The 22,748-nt window shown below is 63.3% G+C and carries 15 protein-coding genes; all 15 read left to right on the top strand.

Annotated elements, in window-relative coordinates:
- Positions 1-447 precede the first annotated feature (447 nt).
- The 15 genes from rplJ to rplB all read left to right on the top strand — a co-directional run bounded on the left by rplJ (position 448) and on the right by rplB (position 22,738).
- Positions 448-966 (top strand): 50S ribosomal protein L10, encoded by a 519-nt coding sequence (gene rplJ, locus HZZ16_RS07735; protein WP_197947890.1) that lies wholly within the window; start codon positions 448-450, stop codon positions 964-966.
- A gap of 54 nt (positions 967-1,020) precedes the next feature.
- On the top strand, positions 1,021-1,401 hold the full coding sequence (rplL, locus tag HZZ16_RS07730; RefSeq protein WP_197947889.1) for a 50S ribosomal protein L7/L12: 381 nt from the start codon (positions 1,021-1,023) through the stop codon (positions 1,399-1,401).
- Positions 1,402-1,881: 480 nt separating this feature from the next.
- Positions 1,882-6,006 (top strand): DNA-directed RNA polymerase subunit beta, encoded by a 4,125-nt coding sequence (rpoB, locus tag HZZ16_RS07725; RefSeq protein WP_197947888.1) that lies wholly within the window; start codon positions 1,882-1,884, stop codon positions 6,004-6,006.
- Between the two features lie 129 nt (positions 6,007-6,135).
- A complete protein-coding gene (gene rpoC / locus HZZ16_RS07720) occupies positions 6,136-10,332 on the top strand; it encodes a DNA-directed RNA polymerase subunit beta' (protein ID WP_197947887.1) in 4,197 nt (1,398 codons plus the stop codon).
- Positions 10,333-10,525: 193 nt separating this feature from the next.
- A complete protein-coding gene (locus HZZ16_RS07715; protein ID WP_197947886.1) occupies positions 10,526-12,580 on the top strand; it encodes an FAD-dependent oxidoreductase in 2,055 nt (684 codons plus the stop codon).
- 133 nt (positions 12,581-12,713) lie between these two features.
- Positions 12,714-14,726 carry an ABC transporter ATP-binding protein gene (locus HZZ16_RS07710; RefSeq protein WP_197947885.1) on the top strand — a complete coding sequence of 671 codons (2,013 nt, stop codon included), beginning with the start codon at positions 12,714-12,716 and terminating at the stop codon, positions 14,724-14,726.
- An 895-nt stretch (positions 14,727-15,621) separates the two neighbouring features.
- Positions 15,622-15,993, top strand: a complete 372-nt coding sequence (gene rpsL, locus HZZ16_RS07705; protein WP_007603006.1) for a 30S ribosomal protein S12 — start codon at positions 15,622-15,624, stop codon at positions 15,991-15,993.
- A 15-nt stretch (positions 15,994-16,008) separates the two neighbouring features.
- Positions 16,009-16,479 carry a 30S ribosomal protein S7 gene (gene rpsG / locus HZZ16_RS07700; RefSeq protein ID WP_018647239.1) on the top strand — a complete coding sequence of 157 codons (471 nt, stop codon included), beginning with the start codon at positions 16,009-16,011 and terminating at the stop codon, positions 16,477-16,479.
- Between the two features lie 33 nt (positions 16,480-16,512).
- Positions 16,513-18,585 carry an elongation factor G gene (gene fusA / locus HZZ16_RS07695; RefSeq protein WP_197947884.1) on the top strand — a complete coding sequence of 691 codons (2,073 nt, stop codon included), beginning with the start codon at positions 16,513-16,515 and terminating at the stop codon, positions 18,583-18,585.
- A 40-nt stretch (positions 18,586-18,625) separates the two neighbouring features.
- Positions 18,626-19,816: an elongation factor Tu gene (gene tuf / locus HZZ16_RS07690; RefSeq protein ID WP_100234749.1), complete on the top strand. Its 1,191-nt coding sequence runs from the start codon at positions 18,626-18,628 to the stop codon at positions 19,814-19,816.
- Positions 19,817-19,896: 80 nt separating this feature from the next.
- On the top strand, positions 19,897-20,205 hold the full coding sequence (gene rpsJ / locus HZZ16_RS07685; RefSeq protein ID WP_002712302.1) for a 30S ribosomal protein S10: 309 nt from the start codon (positions 19,897-19,899) through the stop codon (positions 20,203-20,205).
- Between the two features lie 52 nt (positions 20,206-20,257).
- On the top strand, positions 20,258-20,971 hold the full coding sequence (gene rplC / locus HZZ16_RS07680; RefSeq protein ID WP_027574054.1) for a 50S ribosomal protein L3: 714 nt from the start codon (positions 20,258-20,260) through the stop codon (positions 20,969-20,971).
- A 1-nt stretch (position 20,972) separates the two neighbouring features.
- Positions 20,973-21,593, top strand: coding sequence for a 50S ribosomal protein L4 (gene rplD, locus HZZ16_RS07675; protein ID WP_091894751.1), 621 nt, complete (start codon positions 20,973-20,975; stop codon positions 21,591-21,593).
- Positions 21,590-21,892 carry a 50S ribosomal protein L23 gene (locus tag HZZ16_RS07670; RefSeq protein ID WP_025036992.1) on the top strand — a complete coding sequence of 101 codons (303 nt, stop codon included), beginning with the start codon at positions 21,590-21,592 and terminating at the stop codon, positions 21,890-21,892. The genes rplD and HZZ16_RS07670 overlap by 4 nt, the downstream gene beginning before the upstream one ends.
- 12 nt (positions 21,893-21,904) lie before the next feature.
- Positions 21,905-22,738 (top strand): 50S ribosomal protein L2, encoded by an 834-nt coding sequence (gene rplB, locus HZZ16_RS07665; protein WP_197947883.1) that lies wholly within the window; start codon positions 21,905-21,907, stop codon positions 22,736-22,738.
- Positions 22,739-22,748 lie beyond the last annotated feature (10 nt).

Below are 22,748 nucleotides of genomic sequence, written 5' to 3'. Positions count from 1 at the left end.
TCCGAAAACCCGATACGACAGGAGATCATTCCTTTTCAGGACGTCCGCGAGGATTTGCCCGAAAAGGAAGGAAAGCCCGTCGTTTTGGCAGGGATGCGGGCAGAGGTCGGGCGGTTCGCCGGCTGGCCTCGTCCTGTCCAAGACTGCAGGCGCCCGCGGGGAATTTCGATTCCTCAATGGCTTAATCGCATGGCCTGCATAGACGGGTGAAGACCGGATTTTCACTTCGCATCCAGTTTTAAGGGCTGGGCTTTGCGAAACGGGTCTGGTTCGGACCTCGACACGCCGTGGGCCCCTCAAGGGCTCCCGGAGGGCAGGCTTTGAATTGTCGTCTTGCCCGGCGTGTCCGATGGGTTTTTGGCCCGGAGGTTCAGGTTTGGGCGGGACGATGGGTGCAACCCGGCGGTCCCGCTTCTCGCGATGACCGCCAACCGGAGAGAGCTTGCTGTGGAACGAGCGGCAAAAAAAGAAGCGGTCGAACAGCTCAACGAGGTCTTCAAGACCACGAGCGTCGCGATCGTTGCTCAATATTCCGGCCTGACCGTTGCCCAGATGCAGACCCTGCGCAAGCAGATGAAGCAGGCTGGCGCCTCGGTGAAGGTCTCGAAGAACCGTCTCGCCAAAATTGCTCTTGAAGGCACTGACGTCGTTGCCATTGGCCCCATGCTGAAGGGGCCGACCGTGATCGCGACTTCGAGCGATCCGGTAGCGGCGCCAAAGGTCGCCATCGAATTCGCCAAGGCGAACGAAAAGTTCGTCATCGTCGGCGGCTCGATGGGCAAGACCGTCCTGAATGTCGACGGCGTGAAGGCGCTTGCCTCGTTGCCGTCGCTTGACGAACTGCGCGGCAAGATCGTCGGCCTCATCGTGGCCCCGGCGACCAAGCTGGCCCAGCTCGCCAACGCGCCCGCGGGCAAGCTCGCGCGCGTCATCCAGGCTCATGCCTCAAAGGGCGAAGCGGCCTGACGCCCTTCGCAAAACTCAAACCCGAACCAGACTTACACTCAAGGAAACTGAACAATGGCTGACCTGCAAAAGATCGTTGATGACCTCTCGAGCCTGACCGTGCTCGAAGCTGCCGAACTCGCGAAACTCCTCGAAGAGAAGTGGGGCGTTTCGGCTGCCGCGGCTGTCGCCGTGGCCGGCCCGGCCGCTGGTGGTGGCGGTGCTGCCGCTCCGGCGGAAGAGAAGACCGAGTTCACGGTCGTTCTCGCCAGCGCCGGCGACAAGAAGATCGAGGTCATCAAGGAAGTCCGCGCCATCACCGGTCTCGGCCTGAAGGAAGCAAAGGACCTCGTCGAGGGTGCTCCGAAGCCGCTGAAGGAAGGCGTGAACAAGGAAGAAGCCGACAAGATCAAGGCCCAGCTCGAGAAGGCTGGCGCCAAGGTCGAGCTCAAGTAAGCGCGGCTTACTGGCGAGGTCCCGGGCGGGCAACGGCTCTGCCCGGGATCCTGGTCCCCTTCGAGATGGCGGACCGGATGCAAAAGGCGTGCGACGGAACGATCCGACGCAGGCCAAACACGAAAAAGTGTGGGGATTTGAGGGTTTGACCCTCGAATCTGCACTATTGTCGCCCCATATCGGGTCGGCAGCACGAAAGCGCGGTGGGCAGGGATGCCGGATTTCCCTGTAAGCCGTTGGGAGAGCAGGCTATTTCGGGCTTTTGCAGTCCGTGAAGATGATCGTTGTGACGGGCGGGCGCGCATCTGCGCCCCGCGCGTCGTTTTGCGTTTTGAAGGTCTGAAGAACAGATTCAGGACATCGGCACCTGAAATTGCGTCTCCGGTCCCCAAGACGGGTTCAAAAATTCAACCCGGAAAGCGGTGGCAGCCGCGTTCCGGACGGTTCGCCCAGGGCGGGCGACGAAAATGAGAGGCCACGATGGCGCAGCAGACATTCACCGGTCGCAAACGCGTTCGCAAGTTCTTCGGACACATCAAGGAAGTCGCCGAGATGCCGAACCTCATCGAGGTTCAGAAGGCGTCCTATGACCAGTTCCTGATGGTGGACGAACCCCAGGGCGGACGTCTCGACGAGGGTCTGCAGGCGGTGTTCCGCTCGGTGTTTCCGATCTCCGACTTCTCGGGCACCTCGATGCTGGAATTCGTCCGCTACGAGTTCGAGCAGCCGAAATACGACGTCGACGAGTGCCGCCAGCGCGGCATGACGTTCGCTGCGCCCCTCAAGGTGACGCTGCGCCTCATCGTGTTCGATATCGACGAGGAAACCGGCGCGAAGTCGGTGAAGGACATCAAGGAGCAGGACGTCTACATGGGCGACATCCCGCTCATGACGATGAACGGCACCTTCATCGTCAACGGCACCGAGCGCGTCATCGTCTCGCAGATGCACCGTTCGCCCGGCGTGTTCTTCGACCACGACAAGGGCAAGACCCATTCCTCGGGCAAGCTGCTGTTCGCCGCTCGCGTCATCCCGTATCGCGGCTCCTGGCTCGACATCGAGTTCGACGCGAAGGACATCGTCTATGCGCGTATCGACCGTCGCCGCAAGATTCCGGTGACGTCGCTGATGTTCGCCCTCGGCCTCGACGGCGAGGCGATCCTGTCCACGTTCTACAAGAAGATTCTCTACAAGCGGACCAAGGAAGGCTGGCGCGTTCCGTTCGACGCCAACCGCTTCCGCGGCTACTCCACGGTCAACGACCTGATCGATGCCGACACCGGCAAGGTCGTGCTCGAGGCGGGCAAGAAGCTCACCGTCCGCGCCGCCCGCCAGCTCCAGGAGAAGGGGCTGAAGGCGCTGCGCATGGCCGACGAGGAGCTGGTCGGCAATTACGTCGCCGAGGACCTCGTCAATCCGAAGACCGGTGAGATCCACGCCGAGGCCGGTGAGGAGATCACCGACAAGCTGATGAAGGCGCTCAACGAGCAGGGCTACAAGGAGCTGCCGCTGCTCGACATCGACCACGTCAATGTCGGCCCCTACATCCGCAACACGCTCTCGGCCGACAAGAACATGACGCGCGAGGACGCGCTGTTCGACATCTACCGCGTGATGCGGCCGGGCGAGCCGCCGACGCTGGAATCGGCGCAGGCCATGTTCCAGTCGCTGTTCTTCGACGCCGAGCGCTACGACCTCTCTGCGGTCGGCCGCGTCAAGATGAACATGCGCCTCGACCTCGACGCGCCCGATACCCAGCGCACGCTGCGCAAGGAGGACATCCTCGCCGTCATCAAGACGCTGGTGGATCTGCGCGACGGCAAGGGCGAGATCGACGACATCGACCATCTCGGCAACCGCCGTGTGCGTTCGGTCGGCGAGCTCATGGAAAACCAGTACCGCATCGGCCTGTTGCGCATGGAGCGCGCGATCAAGGAGCGCATGTCCTCGGTCGACATCGACACGGTCATGCCGCAGGACCTGATCAACGCCAAGCCGGCGGCCGCCGCGGTGCGCGAGTTCTTCGGCTCCTCGCAGCTCTCGCAGTTCATGGACCAGACCAACCCGCTCAGCGAGATCACCCACAAGCGCCGCCTCTCGGCGCTCGGACCGGGCGGTCTGACCCGCGAGCGCGCCGGCTTCGAGGTGCGCGACGTGCATCCGACGCATTACGGCCGCATCTGCCCCATCGAGACGCCGGAAGGTCCGAACATCGGCCTGATCAACTCGCTCGCGACCTTCGCGCGCGTGAACAAGTACGGCTTCGTCGAGACACCGTATCGCAAGGTCAAGGATGGTCGTGTCACCGACGAGGTCGTGTACCTGTCGGCGATGGAGGAAGGGCGCTATTCCGTGGCCCAGGCCAACGTGCCGGTCGACGCCAAGGGACGCTTCACCGAAGACCTCGTGGTCTGCCGTTCGAGCGGGACCCGCGACGTCGTGCCGATGACGCCCGACAAGGTCGACTACATGGACGTGTCGCCGAAGCAGCTCGTTTCGGTCGCCGCGGCGCTGATCCCGTTCCTCGAGAACGACGACGCCAACCGCGCGCTGATGGGCTCGAACATGCAGCGCCAGGCGGTGCCGCTGGTTCGCGCCGAGGCGCCGTTCGTCGGCACCGGCATGGAGGGCGTGGTTGCCCGTGACTCGGGCGCTGCGATCGCGGCGCGCCGTTCGGGCGTGATCGACCAGATCGACGCGACCCGCGTCGTCATCCGCGCCACGGAAGATCTCGATCCGACCAAGTCGGGCGTCGATATCTACCGCCTCATGAAGTACCAGCGCTCCAACCAGTCGACCTGCATCAATCAGCGTCCGCTGGTGAAGGTCGGCGACATCGTCAAGAAGGGCGACATCATCGCCGACGGTCCCTCGACCGATCTCGGCGAGCTCGCGCTCGGCCGCAACGTGCTGGTCGCGTTCATGCCGTGGAACGGCTACAACTTCGAAGACTCGATCCTGCTCTCCGAGCGGATCGTGAAGGAGGACGTCTTCACCTCGATCCATATCGAGGAGTTCGAGGTGATGGCCCGCGACACCAAGCTCGGACCTGAGGAAATCACCCGCGACATTCCGAACGTCTCGGAAGAAGCGCTGAAGAACCTCGACGAAGCCGGTATCGTCTATATCGGCGCGGAAGTGCGCGCCGGCGACATCCTGGTCGGCAAGATCACGCCGAAGGGCGAAAGCCCGATGACGCCGGAGGAGAAGCTGCTGCGCGCCATCTTCGGCGAGAAGGCCTCCGACGTCCGCGACACCTCGCTGCGCGTTCCCCCGGGCGTGCAGGGCACGATCGTCGAAGTACGCGTGTTCAACCGCCACGGCGTCGACAAGGACGAGCGTGCGCTGGCGATCGAGCGGGAGGAGATCGAGCGCCTCGCCAAGGACCGCGACGACGAGCAGGCGATCCTGGACCGCAACGTGTACAACCGTCTTGCCGAGCTGCTCGAGGGGCGACAGGGCATTGCAGGTCCCAAAGGCTTCAAGAAGGACACCAAGATCACCCGTGCGGTGCTCGAGGAGTACCCGAAGTCGCAATGGTGGCTGTTCGCTTCGCCGAACGACAAGCTGATGGCCGAGATCGAGGCCATGCGGAAGCAGTACGACGAGTCGAAGAAGGGGCTGGAACAGCGCTTCCTCGACAAGGTCGAGAAGCTCCAGCGCGGTGACGAATTGCCGCCCGGCGTGATGAAGATGGTCAAGGTCTTCGTCGCGGTGAAGCGCAAGATCCAGCCCGGCGACAAGATGGCCGGCCGCCACGGCAACAAGGGCGTGGTGTCGAAGATCGTGCCGATCGAGGACATGCCGTTCCTCGAAGACGGCACGCATGCCGACATCGTGCTCAATCCGCTCGGCGTGCCCTCGCGCATGAACGTCGGACAGATCCTCGAAACCCATCTCGGCTGGGCCTGCGCCGGCCTCGGCAAGCGTATCGGCCAGACGGTCGATGCCTATTTGTCGAGGCAGGATATCAAGCCGCTGAAGGAGACCTTGAAGAAGGTCTACGGCGAGGACGAGACGATCAAGTCGCTCAACGACAACGAGCTGCTCGAGCTCGGTCATAACCTCAGCCGCGGCGTGCCGATCGCGACGCCGGTGTTCGACGGCGCCAAGGAAGCCGACATCGAAGAGATGCTGAAGCTTGCCGGTCTCGACGCTTCGGGTCAGTCGACCGTCTATGACGGCCGCACCGGCGATCCGTTCGATCGCAAGGTGACGGTGGGCTACATCTACATGCTCAAGCTGCACCATCTGGTCGACGACAAGATCCATGCTCGTTCGATCGGTCCGTACTCACTCGTCACCCAGCAGCCGCTGGGCGGCAAGGCGCAGTTCGGCGGCCAGCGCTTCGGCGAAATGGAGGTGTGGGCGCTCGAGGCTTACGGCGCGGCGTACACGCTCCAGGAGATGCTGACGGTGAAGTCGGACGACGTCGCCGGCCGTACCAAGGTGTACGAGGCGATCGTGCGCGGCGATGACACGTTCGAGGCCGGTATTCCGGAATCGTTCAACGTGCTGGTCAAGGAAATGCGCTCGCTCGGCCTCAACGTCGACCTGCACAACTCCAAGATGGGACCGGCGCCGACGTCGGAAGCGGCCGAGTAATTCGACCTGTCATGCCCGGCCTTCGCGGCCGGGCATCGGCGGCCCGCCCGAGGCCTTGAGGGCAGGGCGCCATGCAGAAGTGATTTTCGAATTTGCGGCCGGAGGCGACCGGCACGCGAGGAGAAGACGATGAACCAAGAAATTATGAATCTCTTCAACCCGACGACGCCGGCTCAGGTCTTCGACCAGATCCGGATCTCGATCGCGTCTCCAGAGAAGATTCTGTCCTGGTCCTACGGCGAGATCAAGAAGCCGGAGACCATCAACTATCGTACCTTCAAGCCCGAGCGCGACGGCCTGTTCTGCGCCCGCATCTTCGGGCCGATCAAGGACTACGAGTGCTTGTGCGGCAAGTACAAGCGCATGAAGTACAAAGGCATCATCTGCGAGAAGTGCTCGGTCGAGGTCACGCTGTCGCGCGTCCGGCGCGAGCGCATGGGCCATATCGAGCTCGCAGCCCCCGTCGCCCACATCTGGTTCCTGAAGTCGCTGCCCTCGCGCATCGGCCTCCTGCTCGACATGACGCTGAAGGATCTCGAGCGGATCCTCTACTTCGAATATTACGTCGTGCTCGAGCCGGGGCTCACCGCGCTGAAGGACCGTCAGCTGCTGTCGGAAGACGAGTATCTGAAGGCGCAGGACGAGTACGGCCAGGACAGCTTCACCGCCATGATCGGCGCCGAGGCGATCCGCGAGCTGCTCAAGGGTATGGACCTTGAGAAGCTCGAGGCCTCGCTGCGTGCCGAGATGCAGGAGACCGACTCCGACATCAAGCACAAGAAGCTCGCCAAGCGCCTGAAGATCGTGGAGGCGTTCCGCCACTCCGGCAACAAGCCGGAATGGATGATCATGACCGTGATCCCGGTGATTCCGCCGGACCTGCGCCCGCTGGTGCCGCTGGACGGCGGCCGCTTCGCGACCTCTGATCTCAACGACCTCTATCGCCGCGTCATCAACCGCAACAACCGCTTGAAGCGGCTGATGGAGCTGCGCGCGCCCGACATCATCATCCGCAACGAGAAGCGCATGCTTCAGGAAGCGGTCGATGCGCTGTTCGACAACGGCCGCCGCGGCCGCGTCATCACCGGCGCCAACAAGCGTCCGCTGAAGTCGCTCGCCGACATGCTCAAGGGCAAGCAGGGTCGCTTCCGCCAGAACCTGCTCGGCAAGCGCGTCGACTATTCGGGCCGTTCGGTGATCGTGGTCGGTCCCGAACTGCGCCTGCATCAGTGCGGCCTGCCGAAGAAGATGGCGCTCGAGCTGTTCAAGCCGTTCATCTATTCGCGGCTCGACGCCAAAGGCCTGTCCACCACCGTGAAGCAGGCCAAGAAGCTGGTCGAGAAGGAACGGCCCGAGGTCTGGGACATCCTGGACGAGGTGATCCGCGAGCATCCGGTGCTGCTCAACCGCGCACCGACGCTGCATCGCCTCGGCATTCAGGCGTTCGAGCCCGTGCTGATCGAGGGCAAGGCGATCCAGCTGCACCCGCTGGTCTGCTCCGCGTTCAACGCCGACTTCGACGGCGACCAGATGGCCGTGCACGTTCCGCTGTCGCTCGAAGCGCAGTTGGAAGCGCGCGTCCTGATGATGTCGACCAACAACATCCTGCATCCGGCCAACGGCCAGCCGATCATCGTGCCGTCGCAGGACATCGTGCTCGGTCTGTACTACGTCTCGATCATGCGCGAAGGCCTGCCCGGCGAGGGCAAGGTGTTCGGCGACATGGCCGAGCTCGAGCACGCGCTGCACGCGAAGGTCATCCACCTCCACACCAAGATCAAGTATCGGTGGGAAGGCGTGGACGAGACCGGCAAGGTCTCCAAGCGCTGGATTGAGACCACCGCCGGCCGCGTCATGCTCGGCAATCTGCTGCCGAAGAACCCGCGCATCTCCTACGAGATCATCAACAAGCTGATGACCAAGCGCGAGATCTCCGGCGTCATCGACCAGGTCTATCGCCACTGCGGCCAGAAGGAGACGGTGATCTTCTGCGACCGCATCATGGCGCTTGGCTTCTACAACGCGTTCAAGGCCGGCATCTCGTTCGGCAAGGACGACATGGTCGTGCCGCACGGCAAGTGGAAGATCGTCGACACCACCCGTACGCTGGCGAAGGATTTCGAGCAGCAGTACAACGACGGTCTGATCACGCATGGCGAGAAGTACAACAAGGTCGTCGACGCCTGGTCGAAGGCCACGGAAGAAATCGCCAAGGCGATGATGAAGGAGATCTCCGCCACCAAGAAGACGGCGAGCGGGGCCGACGCCGACATCAACTCGATCTACATGATGGCTCACTCCGGTGCCCGCGGTTCGCCGGCCCAGATGCGCCAGCTCGCCGGCATGCGCGGCCTGATGGCCAAGCCGTCGGGCGAGATCATCGAGACGCCGATCATCTCGAACTTCAAGGAAGGCCTCTCGGTGCTCGAGTACTTCAACTCGACCCACGGCGCCCGCAAGGGCCTCGCGGACACCGCGTTGAAGACCGCGAACTCCGGCTACCTGACCCGTCGTCTCGTCGACGTGGCGCAGGACTGCATCATCACGCAGAGCGACTGCGGCACCAAGCTCGGCATCAAGATGCGCGCCATCGTCGACGCCGGCACCGTGGTCGCCTCGCTCGGCTCGCGCATCCTCGGACGCACGGCCTGCGAAGACGTGCGTGACAGCTCGGGCCAGGTGATCGTCAAGCGCGATACGCTGATGGAAGAGAGCCACGTGGATGCCATCCATCAGGCCGGCATCCAGGAGGTGAAGATCCGCTCGGCACTGACCTGCGAGCTCGTCAACGGCATCTGCGGCAAGTGCTACGGCCGCGACCTCGCCCGCGGCACGCCGGTCAACCACGGCGAAGCGGTCGGCGTCATCGCGGCGCAGTCGATCGGCGAGCCGGGCACCCAGCTCACCATGCGCACCTTCCACATCGGCGGTGCGGCGCAGCTCAACGAGCAGTCCTTCGTCGAAGCCAACTTCGACGGCAAGATCGTGATCAGGAACAAGGCCATCGCCCGCAACAGCGAAGGTCACCTGATCGCGATGGTGCGCAACATGGTTGTCGCAATCGTCGATGCCGACGGCACCGAGCGTGCGACGCACCGTATCCAGTACGGTTCGCGTCTGCACGTCGACGAGGGCGACATGGTCAAGCGCGGTCAGCGCATCGTCGAGTGGGATCCTTACACCCGTCCGCTGCTCACCGAGGTCGAAGGAACCATCGGCTTCGAGGATCTGGTCGAGGGGCAATCGATCTCGGAAACGCTCGACGAGGCCACCGGTATCGCCAAGCGCGTCGTCATCGACTGGCGCTCGACGCGCGGCGGCTCGGACCTGCGTCCGGCCATCGTGGTCAAGGGCAAGGACGGCAAGGTGCTCAAGCTCGCCCGTGGCGGCGATGCCCGGTACATGCTGTCGGTCGACGCCATTCTCTCGGTCGACATCGGAGCCAAGGTCCAGCCGGGCGACATCCTCGCTCGTGTCTCGACCGAAAGCGCCAAGACGCGTGACATCACCGGCGGTCTGCCGCGGGTGGCGGAACTGTTCGAGGCGCGGCGCCCGAAGGATGCGGCGATCATCGCCGAGATCGCGGGCACCATCCGGTTCGGGCGCGACTACAAGAACAAGCGTCGCATCTCGATCGAGCCGATGGACAAGACCGACGAGCCGCGCGAGTACCTGATCCCGAAGGGCAAGCACATCCACCTTCAGGACGGCGACGTCGTCGAAAAGGGCGACTTCATCGTGGAAGGCAACCCGGCGCCGCACGACATCCTTGCGGTCAAGGGCATCGAGGAGCTCGCGGCCTATCTGGTCAACGAAATCCAGGAGGTCTACCGGCTGCAGGGCGTGCTCATCAACGACAAGCACATCGAGGTGATTGTCCGTCAGATGCTCCAGAAGGTGGAAATCACCGACCAGGGCGACACGGACATGATCTCGGGCGAGCAGGTCGACAAGATCGAGTTCGACGCGCTGAACGCGAAGGCCAAGGAAGAGGGCAAGAAGCCCGCCACGGGAACGCCGGTTCTGCTCGGCATCACCAAGGCGAGCCTCCAGACCCGCTCCTTCTTCTCGGCGGCATCGTTCCAGGAGACCACCCGCGTCCTCACCGAGGCGGCGGTCAACGGCAAGATCGATCCGCTCGAAGGCCTCAAGGAGAACGTCATCGTTGGCCGGCTGATCCCGGCTGGCACCGGCGCCTCCATGGCCAAGATCCGCGAAGTCGCCATGAAGCGCGACAAGCTGATCCTGGACGAGCGCGAGAAGCAGGCCGCCGTCGTGTCGCCGGCGCCGGAAGCCGAGCTTCCTGCACTGCCGCCTGCGGAATGATCGTTCATCCGTAGGAATACCGAGGACAACGAAAAGGCCGGCTTTTGCCGGCCTTTTTGCTGCTTTCTTCGCTTGTTGCGATGCGGGATCAACCTTTGTTCATCTTTCCTTCAGCCGTAAAAGCGCTTCTGCTAAGGCGACTTAGACCGGTGGTCCCGCGAAGGGGGCAGGGCCGGAAGACCACGGAACTCTCATGCTTGATCTCGCAATCGTAGGCGGCGGCCCCGGTGGGCTGATGAGCGCCTGGTACCTGAAGCGCAAGCTCGGCGATCTCTGCCGCGTCACCATCTACGAGGCCTCCGACCGGCTCGGCGGCAAGATCGTCACGCGCAAGTTCGATTCGGCGCCCGCGATGTACGAGGCCGGCGTTGCCGAGATCTACGACTACTCGATGACGGGCCCGGACCCGCTGCGCGAGCTGATCCAGCATTTCGGCCTGCAGACCATTCCGATGGATGCCGAGCAGGTCCAACTCGGCGGTGAGCTGCTCAACGACGTTCCCGGCATGCGCCGCAAATACGGCGCCAAGACTGCGGCTGCGATCGAAGCCTTCCGCAAGCGCTGCGCCGAGGTGATGTCGCCGGTGGAATATTACGAGGGCGTCGGCGCGCACGATAACGAGCATCCCTGGGCCTACAAGACCGCCGAGCAGGTGCTCGACGAGGAGGTCGAGGACGCCACTGCAAAGCGCTTCTTCAAGGTGATGGCGCGTTCCGACATCGCGACCGAGAGCCACAACACCAACGGGCTCAACGCGCTCAAGAACTATCTGATGGATGTCGACGGCTATATCGGCCTCTATTCCATCCAGAACGGCAACGAGCAGCTGATCGATTGCCTGCAGTCGGAGGTCAATGCCGACATCCAGCTCAACCACCGCGTGCTTACCGTCGGCAAGGCGTCGACCGGCCGGTATCAGCTGAAGATGATGAACGGCAAGGGGCCGGAGACCCGTGACTTCGATCTCGTGCTGGTCTGCCTGCCGCATTCCTGGCTCGCCACTCTCGGCTGGGAGGGCGAGCAGCTGCGCAAGTCGATGGTCAAGCACGTGGCCTATTTCGACCGTCCCGCGCACTACCTGCGCGTTTCGATCCTGTTCGACGAGCCGTTCTGGGGCGACAAGATTCCGGGCGCCTGGTTCATGTCGGAAGCCTTCGGCGGCTGCTGCGTCTACAACGAGGGCGCACGTCACGACGTCGGCAAGCATGGTGTTCTGAACTGGCTCATTCCCGGCTCCGACGCGCTGGCTTTTGCCAATCTGTCTGACCAGGAGCTGATCGACGCCGCCCTGAAATCGCTGCCGGCTTCTCTCGGCGATGCGCGTCTGCACTTCATGGAAGGCAAGATCCACCGCTGGCTGTCGTCGGTGAACGCGCTGCCTGGTGGTTTGCCGGTGCGCGACGTCATGACCAATCACCGGCCCGAGCCGAAGGAGCACCCCGGCATCGTGGTGGTCGGCGACTATCTGTTCGATTCGACGCTGAACGGCCTGCTCGATTCCTCGGACGCGGCGACCGACATCATCCTGACCGAGATGATGCGCCTGCGCCGCGAACGCGCGCAGGGCGAGAAGCCGCTGTCGGACAGGATCGATCGCGATTATTTCGAGAATTATCGCGGCCTCGGCCCCTATCACCAGGCGTGGCGGCACTTCACCGATCCCGACTACCTCACGAAGCTGATCGGAATCGTCTGGGGCAGGGCGGCGGGGACCAAGCTGCTGGTCGCGGGCTCCGCCAGCGGCGAACTGGTCGGCGCGCTGCGCGATCGCGGCATCGATGCGTGGGGAATCGAGAACAACCGCGCCATCCACGCCAGGACGCCGAAAGCGCTGAAGAAGTACAACAAGCTCGGATCGATCACCGACATGCCGTTCAAGGACGGCACGTTCGACTTCGTGTTCGAGACCAGCCTCTGCCACGTGTCCCCGAAGCAGGTGGTCCGCGCGATTCGCGAGCTCAACCGCGTGGTCAAGACCGGCCTCGTGTTCGGCTCCATCACCTCGGACATGGCGCCGGCATTGATCGACCGTTACGACCTGCTGCGCGGAGTCAAGAAGCTCGGCACCTGGTGGGAATGGTCCGAGCTCTTCTTCGGCAACGGCTTCGACCTGTCGATGCACCGCAAGGATTGCACCGATGCGCTCTGGGAGGCGACGCTTGCCGCCAATAAGGGACCGGGGCAGTGGTACGCCGACGCGGACAGCTTGCGCTATTCCTTCTTCGACAAGGTCGAGGACGAGGACTAGCCCAGGGACGGGAATCGAATTCGCCAATTGTTTTGCCGAATTCATCCTGATCGCTTAGAATCGGTGCGATAGCGGTTGCCGCTATTTCCTGCGTTCTCTGCGGTCATGCCGGCCGTCAGCATCGGTTGGTTTCATGGCATCCAAGCCCCTCCCGCCCGACAAACAGAAGGCCGCCGCGGAAGAGGCGGCCGAGTTCGAGGACAAGCTTGCTCTCGCCAAGCCGGACCCCGAACCCGACCAGGACGAGGAAGACGAAGAGCACGACGGGCTGGAACTCGACGACGAGGAGGAGGACGAGGACCTCGTCGTCTTTACCGCGCGCGAAGCCGCCGGCGCGCTCGCGACCATCGTCGGCTTCGTCAGGCCCTATCTCTCGAATTACAAGCGAATGCTGTCGTTCGTGGCATTCGGCGTCGTGGTCGAGACGTTGTTCAACGTCATCATGCCGCTCAGCCTCAAATTCCTGATCGACGATGCGCTCGGCGAGGAGGATTTTCAGGCGCTCTACAAGATCCTCGGCGTGCTCGCGGCCGCCGGCATCTTCACCTCGATCGTCGCCGTCTGGTACGAGCGCTGGGACGCACGGCTTGCTGCGTGCATCATCTCCGATGTCCGCAAGCGCCTGTTCGAGCACGTCCAGGACCTGCCGGCCGCCTATTTCGGCCGCACCAAGCGCGGCGAGATCTTGTCGCGCTTTTCGGTCGATCTCTCGGCCTTCGAAGGCTCGGTCAAGACGTTTGCCAACAGTGCCGCGCTGCCGTTCCTGGAGCTGATCGCCGGCATCATCCTGATGCTGTTCCTCAACTGGCAGCTCGCCGTCGTCGCGCTGCTGGTGTTCCCGATCACGCTGATCGGCCCCCGGATCCTGACGCCGAAGGCGGTGCAGGCCAATTACGAGCAGAAGCTCAACGAATCGGCGCTGCTGGGCCAAGTGCAGGAGAACGTGGCGGCCCAGGCGGTGATCAAGGCGTTCAGCCTGCAACGCAAGATGTTCGGCTTCTTCACCTTGCGCAACGACGAGACCCGCAACAAGATGGCCTCGGCCACATTCCTCTCGACCATGGTGGAGCGGACGGTCACCATCTCGGTGCTCCTCCTGCACCTCGTGGTGCTCGCGATCGGCGCGTATCTGGCGACCAAGGGCCATATCACGATCGGCACCTTTGTCACTTTCGAGAGCGCGTTCTGGGAGGTCTCCTACAACATCGCCCATGTGATGCATTTCATCCCGGTGTCGATCTCCTCGGCCGCCGCGATCCGTCACATCCAGGAACTGCTCGACGAGCCGACCCGCGGCGCCGATCGTCCCGGCGCGCCCGATCTGCCCCGCATCACCAACGACATTACCTTTGATCACGTCACCTTCCAGTACGAGGGCAGTCAGACGCCGGTGCTGGACAATCTCAGCCTCAAGCTCGATGCCGGCAAGCGCATCGCGATCGTCGGTCCGAGCGGCTCCGGCAAGAGCACGCTGCTCAATCTGATCCTGCGGCTCTACGTGCCCGACGAAGGCCGCGTCACCATCGACGGCGTCGACGTCCGCAAGGTGACGCTGGACTCGCTGCGCCGGAGCATGGCGGTGGTGTTCCAGGAGAACATGCTGTTCAACATGTCGATCCGCGAGAACATCCGGCTCGGCAAGGAGGGCGCAACCGACGAGGAGGTGGAGGAGGCGGCCAAGAAGGCCGAGATCCACCGCTACATTATGAGCCTGCCGCAGCGCTACGACACGCAGGTCGGCGAGCGCGGCGACACGCTGTCGGGCGGCCAGCGCCAGCGCATCGCGATCGCGCGCGCGATCATCCGCAACCCCTCCGTGCTGCTGCTGGACGAAGCCACCTCGGCGCTGGACCAGACCACCGAGGCCGCGATCAACCGCACCCTGCTCAGGGTCGCCAAGGGTCGCACCATGATCTGGTCGACCCACCGCCTGACCTCGGTGGTCGAGATGGACGAGATCATCGTGATATCAGGGGGCAGGGCGATCGAGCGCGGTTCCCATGCCGAGTTGCTCGCCAAGAACGGCACCTATCGCAAGCTGTGGAACGACCAGATCCACCAGCCGCATGGCGCGGCAGCTCACGCCGCCGACGACCGCGACGATGACGACGAGGACGAAGACCTCGAGGACGATGAGGACGAGTAACCGCGGGCGTTCAGCTCCGAGCGGCCGCGTTTGATCGTCTCGCCTGGCAGGCAACGCACGGTTCAGCGCCGATTCGTCGATTCTCTGATGCAAGGTGTTCGGCCGCCGCGACGCCGTTTTTTTTGCGCGCATGGCTTGGGGTAAGAGCCATCCGCGGATCGACCAGTCCGGGCTGAAGCCCCGTCACAACGGGCATCGCGGGGCCGAGAAAGCTGGTAGGCCGCGCCACAGCCAGCAAACTGGGCGCAAGCAGGAAAAAAGCCCTCAGCTTGGTAATAAAACTACATTAAACCCGGGTATAATTTCTTTCAGATCTGGCGGGCCACGCGCTGCGATCCTATATCAGGCAGGCGCGGAGAGGCGGCCAAGAGGCTATTTTTTGCAGGCGCATGAAGCGCTTTGTGACTGTCGTTTCACCTTGACTTGACCGATTCTCACTTATAGAAAGCGCCTCACTTAACGACAGGCGGTGAGCATCGCCAGCGTCGGAACGGGCCACCCGTTGATCCCCAAAGACTAGATCTGCAAGGGGTCGCAAAGACGGGCACCAACCTCGACGAATGCCGCTCAAACGCTGTCGATCATAGCTAGGCAATGCCAGTGCGACTTTAGTTCTCTTGAGCACGTTCTCTTGAGATTGAATTCGGATGCATGACCTCGGTGCGCGGGCCGCGGCGTTACGCTGAGCGGTCTCGAGACTGCGGTCCTCTGTGGCGTCGAAGCGCTTTCCGCTCGTTGATGGAGCGGTTGGCGCAATTTCGCTTTGCGCGGGTTTTTTCGCGCAAGGCGGCCCCTTCGGGTGGGTAACTCGAGCAGAATTTGCGGACCCGGTGACGGGCCGCGGCAAGACAGCGGACCCGCGAGGGGCCGCGGCAGAAAAAGGGTGAAGGCCAGAATGCCGACGATCAACCAGCTGATCGCTCAACCGCGGGAAGTGCAGAAGTCGCGCAAGAAGGTGCCGGCGCTGCAGCAGTCGCCGCAGAAGCGTGGTGTTTGCACGCGCGTCTACACCACGACCCCGAAGAAGCCGAACTCGGCGCTTCGTAAGGTTGCCAAGGTGCGCCTGACCAACGGCTTCGAGGTGATCGGCTACATCCCCGGTGAGGGCCATAACCTCCAGGAGCACTCGGTGGTCATGATCCGCGGCGGCCGCGTCAAGGACTTGCCGGGCGTGCGCTATCACATCCTCCGCGGCGTTCTGGACACCCAGGGCGTCAAGAACCGTAAGCAGCGTCGTTCGAAGTACGGCGCCAAGCGTCCGAAGTAAGCGGGAACCAAGCCTATGTCTCGTCGCCACTCTGCGGAAAAGCGCGAAGTTCTTCCGGACCCGAAGTTCGGGAACATCATCGTCACGAAGTTCATGAACTCGGTGATGTACGCCGGCAAGAAGTCGGTTGCGGAAGGCATCGTCTATGGTGCGTTCGGCATCATCGAATCCAAGACCAAGCAGAACCCGCTCGGCGTGTTCGAGCAGGCGCTCGAGAACGTCATGCCGACCATCGAGGTCCGCTCCCGCCGCGTCGGCGGCGCGACCTACCAGGTTCCGGTCGAGGTCCGCTCGACCCGCCGGCAGGCCCTCGGCATTCGCTGGCTGATCGCGGCTGCGCGCGAGCGCAACGAGAAGACGATGACCGAGCGGCTCTCGGCGGAGCTCTTGGACGCATCGAACAACCGGGGGAACGCCGTCAAGAAGCGCGAAGACGTGCACCGCATGGCCGAAGCCAACCGCGCCTTCTCGCACTATCGCTGGTAACGGCGACACACTCGGACTCGCAAGGAACGACCCATGCCCCGCCAACATGCCATCGAAGACTACCGTAACTTCGGTATCATGGCGCATATCGACGCCGGCAAGACCACGACCACCGAGCGCATCCTCTATTACACCGGCAAGAGCCACAAGATCGGCGAAGTGCACGAAGGTGCCGCGACGATGGACTGGATGGAGCAGGAGCAGGAGCGTGGCATCACGATCACCTCGGCTGCGACCACCGCGTTCTGGAACGGTAAGCGCCTGAACATCATCGACACGCCCGGTCACGTCGACTTCACCATTGAGGTCGAGCGTTCGCTCCGCGTGCTCGACGGCGCCGTCTGCGTGCTCGACTCGAACCAGGGCGTCGAGCCCCAGACCGAGACCGTCTGGCGCCAGGGCGACAAGTACAAGGTTCCTCGCATCGTCTTCGCCAACAAGATGGACAAGATCGGCGCCGACTTCTTCAAGTGTCTGTCGGACATCGTCGACCGTCTGGGCGCCAAGCCCGTCGCGATCCAGCTTCCGATCGGTGCCGAGAACAACTTCAAAGGTCTCGTCGATCTCGTGAAGATGAAGGGCGTCATCTGGAACGATGAATCGCTCGGTGCCAAGTTCGACTATGTCGATATTCCGGAAGACCTCGTCGACCAGGCAAAGGAATACCGCGAGAAGATGGTGGAAGCCGCCGTCGAGCTCGACGATGACGCCATGGCCGCCTATCTCGATGGTAAGGAGCCGGACGAGGCGACCCTGAAGCGCCTGATCCGTAAGGCGGTGCTGACCGGCGCATTCTATCCCGTGCTGTGCGGCTCGGCCTTCAAGAACAAGGGCGTGCAGCCACTGCTCGACGCCGTCGTCGACTATCTGCCGTCGCCGCTCGACGTGCCCGCGATCAAGGGCACCGACGACAAGGGCAACGAAGTCGTGCGCAAGGCGGACGACAAGGAGCCGCTGGCGCTGCTCGCGTTCAAGATCATGGACGACCCGTTCGTCGGCACCATCACCTTCTGCCGCATCTACTCTGGCGTTCTGCAGAGCGGCACCGGCGTCGTGAACTCGACCCGCGAGAAGAAGGAGCGGATCGGGCGCATGCTGTTGATGCATGCGAACAACCGCGAGGACATCAAGGAGGCCTATGCCGGCGACATCGTCGCGCTGGCGGGTCTGAAGGAAGCGCGCACCGGTGACACGCTGTGCGATCCCGACCACCAGGTCATCCTGGAGAAGATGGAATTCCCCGAGCCGGTCATCGAGATCGCGATCGAGCCGAAGTCCAAGGCCGACCAGGAGAAGCTGGGCGTGGCGCTGGCCAAGCTCGCCGCGGAGGACCCGTCCTTCCGCGTGTCGACCGACCACGAGTCCGGCCAGACCATCCTCAAGGGCATGGGCGAGCTCCATCTCGACATCAAGGTCGACATCCTCAAGCGCACCTACAAGGTCGACGCCAACATCGGTGCGCCCCAGGTGGCGTTCCGTGAGCGCATCACCAAGCGGGTGGAGCACAGCTACACCCACAAGAAGCAGACCGGCGGTACCGGCCAGTTCGCGGCCGTGTCGTTCATCGTCGAGCCGAACGAGCCCGGCAAGGGCTTCGAGTTCGAATCGAAGATCGTCGGCGGCGCGGTGCCGAAAGAATACATCCCCGGCGTCGAGAAGGGCCTGGAGAGCGTGCTGTCGTCCGGCGTGGTCGCGGGCTTCCCCGTGGTCGACGTCAAGGTGCAGCTCGTCGACGGCAAGTATCACGACGTCGACTCGTCGGCGCTCGCCTTCGAAATCGCCTCGCGCGCCTGCTTCCGCGAAGCGCTGCAGATGGGTAAGTCGGTCCTGCTCGAGCCGATCATGAAGGTCGAGGTGGTGACTCCGGAGGACTACACCGGCTCGGTCATCGGCGACCTGAATTCCCGGCGCGGTCAGATCCAGGGGCAGGACATGCGCGGCAACGCCAACGTCATCAACGCGATGGTGCCGCTCATGAACATGTTCGGTTACGTGAACAATCTGCGCTCGATGAGCCAGGGTCGCGCGACCTTCACCATGCAGTTCGATCACTACGCAGAAGCGCCGGCCAATGTGTCGGCAGAAGTCCAGAAGAAGTTTGCCTGATTGTCGTCGGTCTCAAGCCGACGATTGAACGGAGAGTCAAATGGCCAAAGCAAAGTTTGAACGTACCAAGCCGCACTGCAACATCGGCACCATCGGTCACGTCGACCATGGTAAGACGTCGCTGACTGCGGCGATCACCAAGATCCTCGCCGAGACCGGCGGTGCGACGTTCACCGCGTACGATCAGATCGACAAGGCGCCGGAAGAGAAGGCGCGTGGCATCACCATCTCGACCGCGCACGTCGAGTACGAGACCAAGAACCGCCACTACGCTCACGTCGACTGCCCCGGCCACGCCGACTACGTGAAGAACATGATTACCGGCGCCGCCCAGATGGACGGTGCGATCCTGGTCGTGTCGGCCGCTGACGGCCCGATGCCGCAGACCCGCGAGCACATCCTGCTCGCCCGCCAGGTCGGCGTGCCTGCGCTGGTTGTGTTCCTCAACAAGTGCGACATGGTCGACGATCCGGAGCTGCTCGAGCTCGTCGAGCTCGAAGTCCGCGAGCTGCTCTCCAAGTACGAATTCCCCGGCGACAAGATCCCGATCATCAAGGGTTCGGCGCTCGCCGCTCTCGAAGATTCCGACAAGAAGCTCGGCCACGACGCCATCCTCGAGCTGATGCGCAACGTCGACGAGTACATCCCGCAGCCGGAGCGTCCGATCGACCAGCCGTTCCTGATGCCGGTTGAAGACGTGTTCTCGATCTCGGGCCGCGGCACCGTCGTGACCGGCCGTGTCGAGCGCGGCGTCGTCAAGGTCGGCGAGGAAATCGAGATCGTCGGTCTCCGCGCCACCCAGAAGACCACCGTCACCGGCGTCGAAATGTTCCGCAAGCTGCTCGATCAGGGCCAGGCCGGCGACAACATCGGCGCGCTGCTCCGCGGCACCAAGCGCGAGGACGTCGAGCGCGGCCAGGTTCTGGCCAAGCCGGGTTCGGTCAAGCCGCACACCAAGTTCAAGGCTGAGGCCTACATCCTCACCAAGGAAGAGGGCGGTCGCCACACCCCGTTCTTCACCAACTACCGTCCGCAGTTCTACTTCCGCACCACCGACGTGACCGGTGTCGTGCACCTGCCGGAAGGCACCGAGATGGTGATGCCGGGCGACAACATCGCGATGGAAGTGCACCTGATCGTGCCGATCGCGATGGAAGAGAAGCTCCGCTTCGCGATCCGCGAAGGCGGCCGCACCGTCGGCGCCGGCGTCGTCGCCTCGATCATCGAGTAATTACGAGAAAAGGGACGGCGAGTAGCGAATGGTGACATTCGCTATTCGCTATTCGCCACCCACTGAAGAGAGACACGGCAATGAACGGCCAAAACATTCGTATCCGTCTCAAGGCGTTCGACCATCGTATCCTCGATACGTCGACCCGTGAGATCGTGAACACGGCGAAGCGCACCGGCGCGCAGGTCCGCGGACCCATTCCGCTGCCCACCCGCATCGAGAAGTTCACCGTCAACCGTTCGCCCCACGTCGACAAGAAGAGCCGCGAACAGTTCGAGATGCGCACTCACAAGCGCCTGCTCGACATCGTCGATCCGACCCCGCAGACCGTCGATGCTTTGATGAAGCTCGACCTGGCCGCCGGTGTCGACGTCGAGATCAAGCTCTAAGATTTTGGATCCCGTTCGCCAAAAGCGGACAAAGAGAACAGGAAGCAAGCCGATGCGCTCCGGAGTGATCGCACAAAAGGTCGGGATGACGCGGGTCTTCACGGAGGCCGGCGAACATATCCCCGTGACCGTGCTGAAGCTCGGCAATTGCCAGGTCGTAGGCCACCGCACCGAAGAGAAGAACGGTTACGTCGCGCTCCAGCTCGGTTCTGGCACCCGCAAGACCGTTTACATGCCGAAGGCCGAGCGCGGCCAGTTCGCGGTCGCCAAGGTCGAGCCGAAGCGCCGGGTCGAGGAGTTCCGCGTCACCGCGGACGCCATGATCCCGGTCGGCGCCGAGATCCAGGCCGACCACTTCGTCGTTGGCCAGTTCGTCGACGTCACCGGCACCTCGGTCGGTAAGGGCTTTGCCGGCGGCATGAAGCGCTGGAACTTCGGCGGTCTGCGCGCCACGCACGGTGTGTCGATCTCGCACCGCTCGATCGGTTCGACCGGTGGCCGTCAGGACCCCGGCAAGACCTGGAAGAACAAGAAGATGCCCGGCCACATGGGTGTCGACCGCATCACCACGCTCAACCTTCGCGTCGTTCAGACCGATGTCGAGCGCGGCCTGATCCTCGTCGAAGGCGCCGTTCCCGGCTCCAAGGGCGGCTGGATCCGCGTGCGCGACGCCGTCAAGAAGCCGCTACCGAAGGAAGCTCCGAAGCCCGGCAAGTTCAAGGTTGCTGGCGACGCGGAAGCCGCTCCGGCTGCGCAGGAGGCGTGAGATGGAATTGAAGGTCACCACCCTCGAAGGTAAGGAAGCCGGCTCCGTCCAGCTGTCCGACGCCATTTTCGGCCTCGAGCCGCGCGAGGACATCATCGCGCGCTGCGTGCAGTGGCAGCTCAACAAGCGCCAGGCCGGCACGCACAAGGCCAAGGGCCGCGCCGAGATCTGGCGCACCGGCAAGAAAATGTACAAGCAGAAGGGCACCGGCGGTGCTCGTCACGGCTCGGCCCGCGTGCCGCAGTTCCGCGGCGGCGGTCGTGCCTTCGGTCCGGTGGTGCGTTCGCACGCCACCGACCTGCCGAAGAAGGTCCGTGCGCTCGCTCTGAAGCATGCGCTCTCGGCCAAGGCCAAGGACGGCGATCTCGTCGTGATCGAGAAGGCCGCGCTCGAGACCGCCAAGACCAAGGCGCTGCTCGGCCACTTCTCGGGCCTCGGCCTCACCAACGCGCTGATCATCGACGGTGCCGAGCTCAACAACGGCTTCGCCGCTGCGGCCCGCAACATCCCGAATATGGACGTGCTGCCGATCCAGGGCATCAACGTCTATGACATCCTGCGCCGTCAGAAGCTCGTTCTGACCAAGGCCGCCATCGATGCGCTGGAGGCGCGCTTCAAATGAGCAAGAACATCGAGCCTCGCCACTACGACGTGATCCTGTCGCCGGTCGTGACCGAAAAGGCGACGATCGCCTCGGAGCACAACAAGGTGCTGTTCAAGGTGGCCGCCAAGGCGACAAAGCCGCAGATCAAGGAAGCGATCGAGAAGCTGTTCGACGTCAAGGTCAAGAGCGTCAACACGCTGGTCCGCAAGGGCAAGGTCAAGGCCTTCCGCGGCACCATCGGTTCGCAGTCGAACAGCAAACGCGCGATCGTGACCCTCGAAGAGGGTCACCGGATCGACGTCACCACCGGTCTGTAAGGTCGTACGACGATGGCACTGAAGACATTCAATCCCACGACGCCGGGCCAGCGCCAGCTGGTCATGGTCGATCGTTCGGCCCTCTACAAGGGCAAGCCGGTCAAGGCGCTCACGGAGGGCAAGAAGTCCTCGGGCGGTCGCAACAACACCGGCCGCATCACCGTGCGCTTCCGCGGCGGCGGTCATAAGCAGACGCTGCGTACCGTCGACTTCAAGCGTGAGAAGGTCGACGTGCCCGCGACCATCGAGCGGCTGGAATATGATCCGAACCGCACCGGCTTCATCGCCCTGATCAAGTATCAGGACGGCGAGCAGGCCTACATCTTGGCGCCGCAGCGCCTGGCCGTGGGCGACACGATCATCGCCGGCAATTACGTCGACGTGAAGCCGGGCAACGTCATGCCGCTCGGCAACATGCCGGTCGGCACGATCATCCACAACATCGAGGTCAAGATCGGCAAGGGCGGCCAGCTCGCGCGTTCCGCGGGCACCTACGCCCAGCTCGTCGGCCGCGACCAGGACTACGTCATCATCCGCCTGAACTCGGGCGAGCAGCGCCTGGTGCACGGCCGTTGCCGCGGCACGATCGGCGCGGTCTCGAACCCGGATCACATGAACACCTCGATCGGCAAGGCCGGTCGCAAGCGTTGGATGGGGCGCAGGCCGCACAACCGCGGTGTCGCGATGAACCCGATCGACCATCCGCACGGCGGTGGTGAAGGTCGTACCTCGGGCGGCCGTCACCCGGTCACCCCGTGGGGCAAGCCGACCAAGGGCAAGAAGACCCGCACCAACAAGTCGACCAACAAATTCATTCTCCTAAGCCGCCACAAGCGGAAGAAGTAAGGAACGCCGG

Origin of the sequence: Bradyrhizobium glycinis (assembly GCF_016031655.1) — a bacterium.
GTDB classification, from domain to species: domain Bacteria; phylum Pseudomonadota; class Alphaproteobacteria; order Rhizobiales; family Xanthobacteraceae; genus Bradyrhizobium; species Bradyrhizobium glycinis.
Note: the sequence above shows the minus strand (reverse complement) of the source record. Positions and strands in the feature narration are given on the sequence as shown.